The organism is Bifidobacterium samirii, assembly GCF_003952945.1.
In the GTDB taxonomy this organism is placed as follows: domain Bacteria; phylum Actinomycetota; class Actinomycetes; order Actinomycetales; family Bifidobacteriaceae; genus Bifidobacterium; species Bifidobacterium samirii.
This window is the reverse complement of the sequence record NZ_QXGK01000014.1, coordinates 1-12,237: the sequence shown is the minus strand read 5'-3', so window position 1 is coordinate 12,237 and position 12,237 is coordinate 1. Positions and strand designations below refer to the sequence as shown.

Genomic DNA, 12,237 nt, shown 5'->3' with positions numbered 1-12,237 from the left:
GTCGTCGCAAGATAGGACCAGACACCACAGCCGCCACGGGAGCAGGGGAGAGGGAACGACCATGTCCATGAACGAAGCCGCAGTGCGCCGCGCCATCGCCGGCGCGCAGACCATCGTCGTCAAAGTCGGATCCAGCTCGCTGACCACGCCGTCCGGCCACCTCGACGCCGACCGGCTCACCGCGCTCGTCGCCGCCCTCGCCGCGGCCGCCCACCAGGGCGCGCGCGTCGTGCTCGTCTCCTCCGGCGCCATCGCCGCCGGATTCGGACCGCTCGGCTTCGACGCCCGCCCCGCCGACGTCGTCACCCAGCAGACCGCCGCCGCCGTCGGCCAGGGCCTCCTCATGGCGCAGTACGAGACCGCGTTCGCCCGCCACGGCCTGCGCGTCGGCCAGATCCTCATCACCGCCGCCGACACCATCCGCGCCACGCAGTACCGCAACGTGCAGCGCACCCTCGACCGGCTCCTCGACCTCGGCGTCGTCCCCATCGTCAACGAGAACGACTCGCTCGCCAGCAACGAGATCCGCTTCGGCGACAACGACCGCCTCTCCGCGCTCGTCGCCAACATCGTGCGCGCCGACGCGCTCGTCCTCCTCACCGACGTCGACGCGCTGTACACCGCGCCCCCGTCCGAACCCGGCTCGCAGCGCATCGGCTACGTCCCCGACGTCATCGAGGCGCTCGCCGCCGTGCAGGTCGGCGGGTCGACGTCGGGCGTCGGCACCGGCGGCATGGTCACCAAACTCGAGGCGGCGCGCGTGGCCGCCGTATCCGGTATCCCCGCCGTCATGACATGCGCGTCGAACGCCGGACCGGCGCTCATGGGCGACCCGGTCGGCACCGCGTTCGCGCCCGTCAACGGACGCGACACGTCGAAGCGGCTGTGGATCGGCTTCGCCGCCGACCCGCGCGGCACATTCGTCGTCGACGACGGCGCGGCGCGCGCGGTGCGCGGCGGCCGGGCGAGCCTGCTGGCCGCCGGCACGCTCGCCGTGCGCGGCGACTTCTCCGCTGGCGACCCGGTGTGGATCGACGACGAGCACGGCACCCACCTGGCGCGCGGCCTCGCCGGCTACGACGCGGAGGAGGTGCCGCAGATGCTCGGTCGCACCACCGCCGACCTGGGCGAGACGCTCGGCGAGGAGTACGCGCACCCGCTCGTCCACCGCGACGGGCTCGTCCTCGTGTAGGGGGCGCGTCGGCGTCCCGCCGGGCCTGTCGCCATCATGGACGACGGCCCCGGCATTTCGTACGGCAGGACTATTCTGGGGGCCATGACTATGGCTCAATGGCAGACACTCTCCGACCGTATCAACAACGTGGCGCCGAGCGCGACCCTGGCCGTCGACTCCAAGGCGAAGGCCATGAAGGCCGCCGGCATCGACGTCGTCGGCTTCGGCGCGGGCGAACCCAACTTCCCGACCCCGGCGCCCATCGTAGCCGCGGCCGCCGAAGCGGTCCAGGATCCGCGCAACTACCGCTACACGCCCACCCCCGGCCTGCCCGAACTGCGCGAGGCCATCGCCGCCAAGACGCTGCGCGACTCCGGCTACGAAGTCACCGCCGACCAAGTCGTCGTCACCAATGGCGGCAAGCAGGCCGTCTACTCGACGTTCCAGGTGCTGCTCAACGACGGCGACGAGGTCATCATCCCCACCCCGTACTGGACCAGCTACCCGGAGGCCGTCAAGCTCGCCGGCGGCGTGCCCGTCACCGTCTTCGCGGGCGGCGAACGCGGCTTCGAACCCGACCTCGACGCGCTCGAGGCGGCGCGCACCGAGCGCACCAAGGCGATCATCATCACGTCGCCCAACAACCCGACCGGCGCCGTCTGGTCGGCCGACACGATCGAACGCATCGGCCGCTGGGCGATCGAACACCACATCTGGATCGTGTCCGACGAGATCTACGAGCACCTCAACTACGACGGCGCCAGGACCACGTACGTGGGTGCCGCCGTCCCCGAATGCCGCGACCAGCTGATCGTGCTCAACGGCGTCGCCAAGACGTACGCGATGCCCGGCTGGCGCGTCGGCTGGATGGTCGCCCCCGCGCCCGTCGCCAAGGCCGTCGCCAAGCTGCAGGGCCACATGACGTCCAACGTCGCCAACGTGTCCCAGCGCGCCGCGCTCGCCGCCGTCTCCGGCCCGCTCGACGACGTGTACCGCATGCGCGAGGCGTTCGACGCGCGCCGCAAGGCGATCGTCGCCGCGCTCAACGCCATCGACGGCGTCGTCTGCCCGACCCCGACCGGCGCGTTCTACGCGTTCGCCGACGTGCGCGCCCTGCTGGGCCGCCCGATCGGCCCCGACGGCGTCGTGTGCGAGGATTCGTCCGCGCTCGCCGCCGCCCTGCTCGACCAGGCGCACGTCGCCGCCGTCCCCGGCGAGGCGTTCGGCGCGCCCGGATACCTGCGCTTCTCGTACGCGCTCGCCGACGACCAGCTCGCCGAGGGCATGCGCCGGTTCAAGGAGTGGGCCGCCTGACGTCCGGCCCGACGGACGCCTCGACGGCTGACTGACGGACGGCCGTCGGACGCATGTCTCACCGTCGCCGACGCGACGTGAGACATGCCGAACAAACGTTGGAATCCCGCGGTTTTCGCCGCGGGATTTCCTGTTGATTGGACGAAACCGGAAATACCCGCTACTATATCGACTTGGCGGTTTTGCCGGGCGTTAGCGTCCTGTCTTGCAGGATGGCGCGGCAGAGTTCACCTAGGGAAGTGGCGCAATTGGTAGCGCAACGGTCTCCAAAACCGTAGGTTGTGGGTTCGAGTCCCGCCTTCCCTGCCAAGTATCGTGTGCAACAAACGATCGTAATCGTAAGGATGGGTTTCATGGCGAAGGCAAGCACGACTGTCAAGGCGAAGAAACCCAACGTCTTCATGCGCATCGGTTTGTTCATCAAGCAAATCATCGACGAACTGCGCAAGGTCGTCACCCCCACTGCCAAGGAGCTGTTCTTCTGGTCTCTGGCTGTGTTCATCTTCGTGCTGCTTCTGATGGCGTTCGTCACGGGCATGGACTTCGGCCTCGGCAAGCTCATGCTGTGGATGTTCGGCTGATCGCGAATCAACGTGAAGGTGAAATAACGCATGAATGATGAAGTGAATCTCGAAGGCTTCGACGCGCTGGGCGAGACGCCCGAGCATGGCGCCGAGGAGGCCGAGGTGAACCTCGAAGCGCTGCCCGTCGCCTCCGACGAGGACGACATGGACATCATGGGCGATCTCATCGCCGCTCCGGCCGCCGACGAATCCGATGATGCCGACGTTGCCGACGAGACCTCCGAATCCGGCGAGTCCGGCGAATCCGATGACGAGTCGGATGAGACCGTCGAGGATGAGGACGAGACCGTCGATCCGGGCACCAAGGCCGTCGAGGAGTTCGCCAAGTCGCTGCGCACCCTCGAAGGCAAGTGGTACGTTGTCCACACCTACTCCGGCTACGAGAAGCGCGTGAAGACCAACGTCGAATCCCGCATCGCCAGCTTCGGTCTCGAAGACAAGATCTTCCAGATCGAAGTGCCGATGGAGGAGGTCGAGAAGCACACCGAAAAGGGCAAGAAGGTCATCACCCGCGTGCGCGTCCCCGGCTACGTGCTCATCCGCATGTGGCCCGACGAGGACGCCCGCCGCATCGTGCGCGAGACTGAAGGCGTCACCGGCTTCGTCGGTCCGACCAAGGACCCGGCTCCGCTCAGCCGCAAGGAAGTCGTGCAGATGATGGCCCCGATGATCGCCTCCGAGGCGCTCAAGAAGGCCGGCGACAAGCCCGCTGCCGCGCGCAAGCGCCGCGTCGAGGTGTCGTACGCCGTGGGCGATCAGGTCACCGTCACCGACGGCCCGTTCACCACGATGGCCGCCGTCGTCTCCGACGTCGAGCCGACCACGCAGAAGCTCACCGTGCTCGTCTCCATCTTCGGCCGCGATACGCCGGTGGAGCTCGGCTTCAATCAGGTCGAGAAGCTGCAGTAGCGGCACGCTGCGGAGCGTATACCGCCTTACCTCACCCTCGACGTGCGAAGCACGCTTTCGGGTTCGGACGGCGGTCTCCGCACGCGCATCGCACCGCTACTGGGTGGTGACGATCGTAGGACTTTGCGAAATCCCCGCCTCCGGGCGGGGATTTCTCGTATCCGGGCATCGACGGGTGGCGACGGGCGTCGGCGGCGGGGATGTCCGCGGCGACGGGCATAATGATGAGGTTTGTGTCTGGAGGAACGACGGCCCGCGCCACGCGGCGCGACGGCGCGTCCATCCGCTAGCACAGCACAGCAAACACACACGTTGCGGGAGGAGTTCGCCGCGGGAGACCAACGCGTCCGCCACTATCACCGCTTCATAGAAAGAAGAACCATAACATGGCTCCCAAGAAGAAAGTCTCGGCGCTGATCAAGCTCCAGATCCAGGCTGGCAAGGCCAACCCGGCCCCGCCGCTGGGCCCGGCCCTGGGTTCGCACGGCGTGAACATCATGGACTTCTGCAAGGCCTACAATGCGGCCACGCAGGACAAGATGGGCCAGGTCATCCCGGTCGAGATCACCGTCTACGAGGATCGTTCCTTCACCTTCGTCCTGAAGACCCCGCCGGCCGCGGCTCTGCTGAAGAAGGCCGCCGGCATCGAGAAGGGCACCGAGAACCCGCTGACCCACAAGGTCGGCTCCGTCACCAAGGCCCAGGTCCGCGAGATCGCCGAGATCAAGATGGCCGACCTGTCCGCCCGTGACATCGAGGCCGGCATGAAGATCATCGCGGGCACCGCCCGCTCCATGGGCATCACGGTCGAGGACTGAGAGAGGAGAAGGACCAATGGTGAAGCGTTCCAAGAAGTACCGCGAAGCTGCCGAGCGCGTTGATCGCAGCAACCTCTACACCTCCAGCGAGGCCATCGCTCTGATCAAGAGCATGCCGGAGTACAAGTTCGACCAGACCGTCGAGGCCGTCCTGCGCCTGAACGTCGACCCGCGCAAGGCCGACCAGCTGGTCCGCGGCTCCGTGATGCTGCCGAACGGCACCGGTAAGACCGCCAAGGTCCTCGTGTTCGCCCGTGGCCCGAAGGCCACCGAGGCCGCCGAGGCCGGCGCCGACATCGTCGGCGATGACGAGCTGATCGAGAAGGTCGCCGGCGGCTTCCTCGACTTCGACGCCGTCGTGGCCACCCCGGACATGATGGGCAAGGTCGGCCGTCTGGGCCGCGTGCTCGGCCCGCGTGGCCTCATGCCGAACCCGAAGACCGGCACCGTCACCATGGACGTGACCAAGGCCGTCAAGGACATCAAGGGCGGCAAGGTCGACTTCCGCGTCGACAAGCACGGCAACCTGTCCTTCCTGATCGGCAAGCTGTCCTTCGACGCCGCCGCCCTGGAGGAGAACTTCAAGGCCGTGGCCGACGAGGTCAAGCGTCTCAAGCCGTCCACCGTGAAGGGCCGTTACCTGACCAAGGTGACCATCACCTCCACGATGAACCCGGGCGTTCCGGTCGACCCGATGACCGTCGCCTGAGCGCATCTCGCCTAGAGCATTCGCCTAGCGGACCGAAGCCCCGCCTCGCCCCGAGCGAGCGGGGCTTCGTCGTATCTCGGGGCTGGTGCGGTGCGGGTTGAGCGGACTGGGGCGGGCGGCCGGTCCGTGTTGCGTCGCAACCCGTACATGACCGGCCTCCTGTATGCAGTTTGCGACGCTGGGGAGGCATGTTGCGTCGCAATTCGTATGCGGACGGTCTCCCGCGTGCCGATTGCGACGCTGGGGACGTGTATTGCGTCGCAATCCGTACATGAGTCGGGTTCTCGATGCGGATTGCGACGCTGGGACCGTTCAGGCCCCGGCTCAGGCGACGGTCATGCGGCCGAGGGCGATGGCGGTGCGCAGCACGTACGCCTCGCGCGGGTCGGTCGCGTCCCAGCCGGTCGTGTCGGCGGCGCGCTTGAGCCGGTAGCGGACCGTGTTCGGGTGCACGCCGAGCGTCTTCGCGGTGATCTCCAGCGAACCGCCGGAGAACAGGAACGTCGACACGGTGCCCAGCGTCGGATCGTCCGGCCCCGACTCGGTCAGACTCGCGTACACGACGTCGACCAGCTCGCGCCGCGCATCCGCGTCGCCCAGTAGGGCGCGCTCCGGCAGCGCGTCGTCGGCGCGGATGACCGTCGGCGACGACGTGACCGCGGCCGGCACGCCGACGGCGAGCGCCGGTGCGGCCGTCATCGTGTGCAGGGCGGCGTGCAGGGTCGCGACCGCGCCGCCGACGCCGTGCCGGACGGGGCCGAGCGCGATGGGGGAGTCGTCGGCGAACGCGGCGGCCATCGTCGTGCAGGCGACCTCGCCGGTGGCGGCGGCCTGCATGGCGACGACGATCGCGGCGACGCCGTCGTGGATGCCGGCGATCGCGAGCGTGCCGCCCAGATCGCGCGCGGCGCCGCGCAGCCGCTCCAGCGTCGCCGCGGCGGCGACGGACCGCGGCGGACGGCCGGCGACGGCGAAGCAGGGGGCGTCGTCGGGCCAGCCGAGGACATGCATGACGGACGCGACGCGCGCGTCGGCGAGCCGGTTGATGAGGCATTCGAAGGCGACGGATTCGAGCCGTGCCGGGTCGGCGGCGATCAGGTCGAGGAAATCGGGGACGGCGGGCGGCGCGATGGTCGGTGCGGTCGCCGGGGAGTGCGGTATGACGCCCGGCTCGACGGCCGTCGTTGCGGGAACCGTCGGACCCGCCGCGTCTGCCGATGCCGGGTCGGCGGCGGACATGGCGACGCCATGCGTCGTCGGAATCGTCGCGCCGGCACTCGTGTCCGATGCCGTGACGGCAGTCACGGACTCCGCCTGCGTGTCCGCGTCCTTGCCGCGCCCGTTCCTGTCGTGTCGTCTGCCCGTCAGTCTCATACCGCCCAGTCTAGCCGTCGCCTACCGGCGGACGATCAGGCGTGACGGTCGAATCGTGCCGTTTCTCACGGTCGGACTAACGGGCGCTCCGCTCGGCGGGCGTCCGGCTATCGGCCGTATCCCCGGACGCGTCGGACGTGTCGGACATCCGGCCGTCCACCCTGGCGCCGGCGCGCGATTCGCGCCAGAACGTGAGGCAGACGAAGCCGAACACGAACGCGACGGGCAGCATGTGGCGTTCGAAGTTGTTCGCCGGGGCGGTGATCATCACGCCCATGAGCAGCAGCAGCGGGAAGTGCGTGGCGAGCGTGCGCCAGCGTCGCAGCGCCACTTCGACGCCGCCGACGAGCAGCGTGAGCGTCACGTACAGGTTGCCGTGCGTCAGCCATCCGAGCACGGGAATCGAGCCCCACGCCTTGGCGAATCCGGCGACCAGGTCGCGCCAGTCGTGGTTGTAGTCCTTGATCCACGTGCTGGTCTTCTGCACGTAGTCGCTGTTCACGTAGTAGTCCATCGACACGTACGGCAGGTCGGTCGGGTCGAAGTAGCCGAAGCATTCGGTCAGCAGCGCGTCGACGGCGACGATCGGGTTCGCCTTGACAATCTCGATCCACGCCTCGTTGAACGCGTCCATGTCGGCTTCGGTGACGGTGCGCCACTTGTAGCTCACCTTCTTCGACTGGATGCCGGACGATTTGACCGGGTCGGCGTCCTGCCGGTAGTACGCGTCGGCCATCTGATCGAGGTTGAACAGCGGTTCGAGCTTCTCCTTGGCGGATTCGGGGATGCTGTCCGGCGCGAGCTTCGCCGCGCGCGCGATCGTCTGCAGCTGGATCGCGCGGCTTTCGATCGCGTCGCCGCCGATGATCGCGCCGCTGGAGATCAGCATCGCCACGCCGCCGTGGATGACGACGGTCGGCAGCAGCAGTGCGACCGCGTACGTGCGCCATCGGCGGCGGTCGGCGAGCAGCGCGAGCACGATCTGCGCGGCGATGATGTACCACGCGTACTTCGCCGACACGAGCATCACGCACGTGGCGGCCGTGAACGCGGCCGTCGTGCGCGCCGGCGGGCGGACGACGCCGCGCAGGCCGCGTCGCAGGCCGGCGCGCAGACGACGCGACCATCCGCGCAGGCCGCGGTCGTCGTGGTCGCCGCGGTCGCGCGCATCGTCGTCGCGGCGCGTCATATGCAGCTCGTACCAGATCGAGAACCACCAGACGAACGCGAACGCGAACAGCGGCGACTTCGTGATCGAGATCGTCGCGAACACGGCCAGCGGGCACGTCAGGAAGAACAGGACCGTCGCCGCGCGCGCGAACGCGCCGGCGGCACGGTTCGGATAGTCCATCGGCGGCAGCTTCGTCACCGTCAGCGACGAGACCATGCCGCGCTCCGGATGCGCGAAATCGACCGGCGTCAGATAGTGCGGGCGCTCCGGCCGGCCGTAGCGCACCGGCCGTGTCGCATACGCGGGACGCAGCCACGGCAGGTTGAGGAAGCGGTTCGCCGCCGCCGCGCAGCAGCCGACGGCGAACATCCACTGCACGGCCGACAATACGACGAAACCCGCGTCGTTCGAGCCGGTCAGCGAACGCGACAAGGCCGCCGCGCCGCCGTAGACGAGCGTGAGCACGATGTTGTGCTGATCGGTCAGATACGTCGGGTTCTCCGGCCACAGATAGTGGGCGGTCGGGTAGATGTCCATCGGGACGAACGAGAAGAAGCCGATGTACGGCTGCTTCATGCCGGTCCACTGGTTCCACGCCCAGCTGAACTCGCGCGCCTGCGAGCGCACGTCCGCGCCGAACGCGCTCAGCAGCGTCGTCGGCACCCACAGCCAGCCGATCGCGAGGATCAGCACGATCTTCCACCGGCGGTCGGTGGCACGCACGATCAGCCGCGCCACGGCGGCTCCCGCACGGCGGATCGCGGCGATGAGGCGCGCGACGCGACGGTCGGCGGCCCACGCGCGACCCCAGTCGGCCCACGCGCGCCAGAATACGGACCGACGCCACGAGTCGGGGATGACGCGCCGGCCGCGGCCGATGCGCGTGAGCGCGGCGACGATTGCGGCGGCTACGAGCGTCGCGGCGATGAAATAGCGCGTGTTGGCGCCCGTCCAGTCGGCGATCGACCCGTCCTTCCAATACAGCGGTCCGACCGCGACGCACAGGCCGATCCACAGGCAGGCGAGCGCCACCGGCGTCCAGCAGGCGACGGCGGCGAGACGGGACGCGAGGGTGGCGCGGGTGCGGGGGGTTGCGGCGGGACGGCTGGAGTCGGTCATAGGACGCCATTCTACCGAGCCGTTCCGAACGCGGCCGATCGGCCGGAACGCCGGAACGGCGGAACGGCGGCGTCCGGCTGCGATCGTCCGCCCGTCTCACGCCGCCGTCCACGCCGCGGCGGGCGGAGCGTGAGATGCGTCACATTGCAAGCGTTTGCGGGTCCGGGAGGCGGGTTCGGCTTTGACGGCCGCAATGGCGCGGCGTATGGTGTTGACCATGATTTCATTGCTGAAGGTCGCGACGCCGCGACTTACCGCCACGCAGGAAGTGGCCGACAAGGTGGTCGCCGAAGGAGAGTTGGATGCGACGCACGCGCAGGCCCGGCGCATGGTCGAGGCCGGCGACGTGCCGCACGTACGCGAGGACGGCGGCATCGCCGTGACCGTCGTGGCCGCCGACCGTCAGACGAACGCGCTGGTGCGCTTCGGCCGCCCGTGGGTGAGCCTGCCGGGCGGATCGTTCACGATGTCGTTCATCGCCGTCATCCCGCGCGCGGTCGCCGAGGACGAGATGGTCAACGGATGGCTGCCGATGATCGCCGGCCTGGCGTCCCTCGACGCGCTGGAGGGCGCGATCGACGCATGCGGCGCCCGCGCGACCGACCCCGACTGCGGCTTCAAACTCAAGTGGCCCAACGACATCTACTGCCACGGGCTCAAGCTCGGCGGCACGTTCACCGAGTCGATGCCGCTGCCGGACGACGACGAGCGCATGGCCGTCATCTTCAGCCTCGGCATCAACCTGGCGATACCGGCCGACCGCCTGCCCACGCCGAAGGCCACGTCGCTGAGCATGCACGTCGCGCCGCTGCCGTCCACCGACATCCTGCGCGACATGATCGCCGCCCGCCTCGTCGCGTCCCTGCGCGCCCGTCTCGAAGCGTTCGTCGACATGCCGCTGGTGCAGAGCGGCCGTCTGCATTCCGAAATGCGCCACGTCTGCTGGATGATGGGCCGTCGGATCGAAGCGCAGCTCAGCGACGGCACGTCCGTCACCGGCGAGGTCGTCGCGCTCAACGACGACGCGTCGATCAGCGTGCGCATGCCGTCCGGCGAGGTCCGTCCGCTCCTCGCCAGCGAGGTCGGCGTCCTCGTCTGATCGTCCGATCGTCCGACGCCTGTTCCGGTTGCGTCGGACCGTACCGGTTTTTGCGGCCGCCCGCCCACGATTCCGTAGGTCGGGCGGCCGCCGTCTGCGGTGCCATGCCGACTCCCCATATTGTGCGGATACGGGGCGTGTGGTTTCATATGCCGGCCGCATCCGCATGATTTTCCGATCTGAGGGGAAGAATCGGGGCCTTGCACGCTTCTTTCTTTCGACTGAGGGGAAAGGATCTCCCGAACCGAAGCCCGGAAATCAAGGATTTCCGGTCGAAACGGCGTAACGGGACCGGAGCTCTCCGGAAGAACCTTCCCCTCAGATCGCCGAAAGAAGCATGCAAGGCCCCGATTCTTCCCCTCACTCGGCAAATCGCCTCGCATTTTCGCCTCGGAGCGGTACGCGTCGCCGACGCCGATGTCCAGTTACGGATCGGACGCGCATACGGTTCGTTGTCCGCAGAGACCGCCTCAACAATCAGATCAGCGGGTTCGGCGCTTGCACGGTCCGGTTCTTTCGTGGATTGGATGGGAACCGTATTGCGCCTGCGCGCCACAGCGCGAGAAGCCTCATATCCCGCCTAAGATTGGTCGCCATGATCACGTTCGTTGATGCGTTCGCCTCCGTTCCTGGTGGTTCCGCGGGCCGTTCCGCCGACGGTGTCTCCGATGCGGTCCGGATGGCGGCCGCCCGCATGCCGCTCACCTGCGCGGCCGCCGGCCGTTCCGCGACGCTGCTGTTCGATGAGGTCGATTCGACCAACGTCGTCGCCCGCCGTCTGATTCTCGACGGCGGTTTCGCCGATGGTCGGAAGGATTCCGGGGCCGGCGTCGGCAGGGGCTTCGGGCAGGATTCCGGGCCGGGCTCCGGGATGGATGATGGTGCGGTCGCATCCGCTCCTGACTCGGATCCGGTACCGCCGATCCCGGTCGCCGTCGTCGCCGCCGACCGGCAGTCCGCCGGGCGAGGGCGCCTCGACCACGCGTGGACGAGCCGGCCGGGGGAGTCGTTCACCGTCTCGTTCGTCGTGCGCGTCCCGCGCGCGGTCGCCGCCGACCCGCAGGTCAACGGATGGCTGACGATGATCGCCGGCCATGCCGCCCTCGACGCCCTGCGCGCGCTCGTTTTCGACAGGTCTGCGGGCGGCTGCGCGAGCGGCTCCGCGCCGGACCGTCTGCGTCTCAAATGGCCCAACGACATGTTCTGCGACGGCCGCAAACTCGGCGGCATCCTCACCGAACTGGTCGTCCCGCCCGCCGCATCGGCGGACGACGTGGCCATCATCATCGGCATCGGCATCAACCTCGCCATCCCCGCCGACCGGCTTCCGACCCCGCAGGCGACGTCCCTGCAACTGTGCTTCCCCGACCTTACGGAACGCATGCGGAGGTCGGGGGTGTCCGACTCGGCAGTCACATCCGTGTCGTCCTCCTCTCCTGATGCCGCGGCCGCGTCGCATGACGGTGGAGCCGCGCGATCGAGCGGATATGATGCCGACCGTCTGCGCGACGCGATCGCCGCACGGATCGTCGCCTCCCTGCGTGGCCGGCTCGGACGGTTCGTGCGCGATCCGCATGTCGAGGCGGCGGCGCTCGCCGATGAGACGCGCTCCGTGTGTTGGACGCTCGGACGCCCGGTCGAAGCCCATTTCGCCGACGGCTCCATGATGCGCGGCGACGCCGTCGCCCTCGCCGACGACGCGTCCCTGCTGATTCGCACCTCCGACGGCATCCTCCACACGGTCCGTACCGCCGACGTCGGCGTCCTCGCCTGACGGTTCTTTCTCCTCCCGGTTCTTCGATTTCGGCGACGGCCGGTCTCATCGAGATGATTCGCGCTGGTCTGGCCGGAGGATGTTCTCACTGGCGGTTTCCATATGAGCGCATTTGCCGGGATGGTCGGTGGTTCTTCTCGTTGAGAGCGCGCCAGTGAGGATGATTCCTGGTTAAGCCGGGATTCGTTCTCG

The 12,237-nt window shown here is 68.5% G+C and carries 10 protein-coding genes and 1 tRNA gene; 9 read left to right on the top strand and 2 right to left on the bottom strand.

Going from position 1 to position 12,237, the window contains the following annotated elements; genetic code table 11:
* The first annotated feature begins 61 nt into the window (after window positions 1–61).
* The 7 genes from proB to rplA all read left to right on the top strand — a co-directional run bounded on the left by proB (window position 62) and on the right by rplA (window position 5,508).
* Complete coding sequence (gene proB, locus D2E24_RS07145) at window positions 62–1,192, top strand: glutamate 5-kinase (RefSeq protein ID WP_125968656.1); 1,131 nt, start codon at window positions 62–64, stop codon at window positions 1,190–1,192.
* Between the two features lie 90 nt (window positions 1,193–1,282).
* Window positions 1,283–2,488 (top strand): pyridoxal phosphate-dependent aminotransferase, encoded by a 1,206-nt coding sequence (locus D2E24_RS07140; protein ID WP_125968698.1) that lies wholly within the window; start codon window positions 1,283–1,285, stop codon window positions 2,486–2,488.
* Between the two features lie 233 nt (window positions 2,489–2,721).
* Window positions 2,722–2,797, top strand: a tRNA-Trp gene (locus D2E24_RS07135).
* A gap of 44 nt (window positions 2,798–2,841) precedes the next feature.
* Window positions 2,842–3,069: a preprotein translocase subunit SecE gene (gene secE, locus D2E24_RS07130; protein WP_125968655.1), complete on the top strand. Its 228-nt coding sequence runs from the start codon at window positions 2,842–2,844 to the stop codon at window positions 3,067–3,069.
* A 30-nt stretch (window positions 3,070–3,099) separates the two neighbouring features.
* Window positions 3,100–3,981 (top strand): transcription termination/antitermination protein NusG, encoded by an 882-nt coding sequence (gene nusG / locus D2E24_RS07125; protein ID WP_125968654.1) that lies wholly within the window; start codon window positions 3,100–3,102, stop codon window positions 3,979–3,981.
* A gap of 386 nt (window positions 3,982–4,367) precedes the next feature.
* Window positions 4,368–4,799, top strand: a complete 432-nt coding sequence (rplK, locus tag D2E24_RS07120; protein WP_125968653.1) for a 50S ribosomal protein L11 — start codon at window positions 4,368–4,370, stop codon at window positions 4,797–4,799.
* A gap of 16 nt (window positions 4,800–4,815) precedes the next feature.
* The gene (rplA, locus tag D2E24_RS07115; protein WP_125968652.1) at window positions 4,816–5,508 is read left to right on the top strand and encodes a 50S ribosomal protein L1; all 693 of its coding nucleotides are present in this window, start codon (window positions 4,816–4,818) and stop codon (window positions 5,506–5,508) included.
* 324 nt (window positions 5,509–5,832) lie between these two features.
* On the opposite strand, the gene D2E24_RS07110 is transcribed toward rplA, so the two are convergent.
* A complete protein-coding gene (locus D2E24_RS07110) occupies window positions 5,833–6,639 on the bottom strand; it encodes a PucR family transcriptional regulator (protein ID WP_420897486.1) in 807 nt (268 codons plus the stop codon).
* Between the two features lie 319 nt (window positions 6,640–6,958).
* Entirely contained in the window at window positions 6,959–9,172 is a 2,214-nt protein-coding gene (locus D2E24_RS07105) for a DUF6020 family protein (protein WP_125968651.1), read from the bottom strand.
* Between the two features lie 217 nt (window positions 9,173–9,389).
* Between D2E24_RS07105 and D2E24_RS07100 the strand changes: the two genes are divergently transcribed.
* Both D2E24_RS07100 and D2E24_RS10315 read left to right on the top strand, forming a co-directional pair.
* Window positions 9,390–10,271: a biotin--[acetyl-CoA-carboxylase] ligase gene (locus D2E24_RS07100; protein WP_125968650.1), complete on the top strand. Its 882-nt coding sequence runs from the start codon at window positions 9,390–9,392 to the stop codon at window positions 10,269–10,271.
* Window positions 10,272–10,950: 679 nt separating this feature from the next.
* A complete protein-coding gene (locus tag D2E24_RS10315) occupies window positions 10,951–12,045 on the top strand; it encodes a biotin--[acetyl-CoA-carboxylase] ligase (RefSeq protein WP_420897485.1) in 1,095 nt (364 codons plus the stop codon).
* The last annotated feature ends 192 nt before the right edge of the window (window positions 12,046–12,237 follow it).

What these genes read in the sequence shown, in the direction of transcription:
- rplA (WP_125968652.1), top strand. Translation starts at nt 4,816, where the DNA reads ATGGTGAAGCGTTCCAAGAAGTACCGCGAAGCTGCCGAGCGCGTTGAT.
- proB (WP_125968656.1), top strand. Translation starts at nt 62, where the DNA reads ATGTCCATGAACGAAGCCGCAGTGCGCCGCGCCATCGCCGGCGCGCAG.
- nusG (WP_125968654.1), top strand. Translation starts at nt 3,100, where the DNA reads ATGAATGATGAAGTGAATCTCGAAGGCTTCGACGCGCTGGGCGAGACG.
- D2E24_RS07100 (WP_125968650.1), top strand. Translation starts at nt 9,390, where the DNA reads ATGATTTCATTGCTGAAGGTCGCGACGCCGCGACTTACCGCCACGCAG.
- rplK (WP_125968653.1), top strand. Translation starts at nt 4,368, where the DNA reads ATGGCTCCCAAGAAGAAAGTCTCGGCGCTGATCAAGCTCCAGATCCAG.
- secE (WP_125968655.1), top strand. Translation starts at nt 2,842, where the DNA reads ATGGCGAAGGCAAGCACGACTGTCAAGGCGAAGAAACCCAACGTCTTC.
- D2E24_RS07140 (WP_125968698.1), top strand. Translation starts at nt 1,283, where the DNA reads ATGGCTCAATGGCAGACACTCTCCGACCGTATCAACAACGTGGCGCCG.
- D2E24_RS10315 (WP_420897485.1), top strand. Translation starts at nt 10,951, where the DNA reads ATGGCGGCCGCCCGCATGCCGCTCACCTGCGCGGCCGCCGGCCGTTCC.
- D2E24_RS07105 (WP_125968651.1), bottom strand. Translation starts at nt 9,172, where the DNA reads ATGACCGACTCCAGCCGTCCCGCCGCAACCCCCCGCACCCGCGCCACC.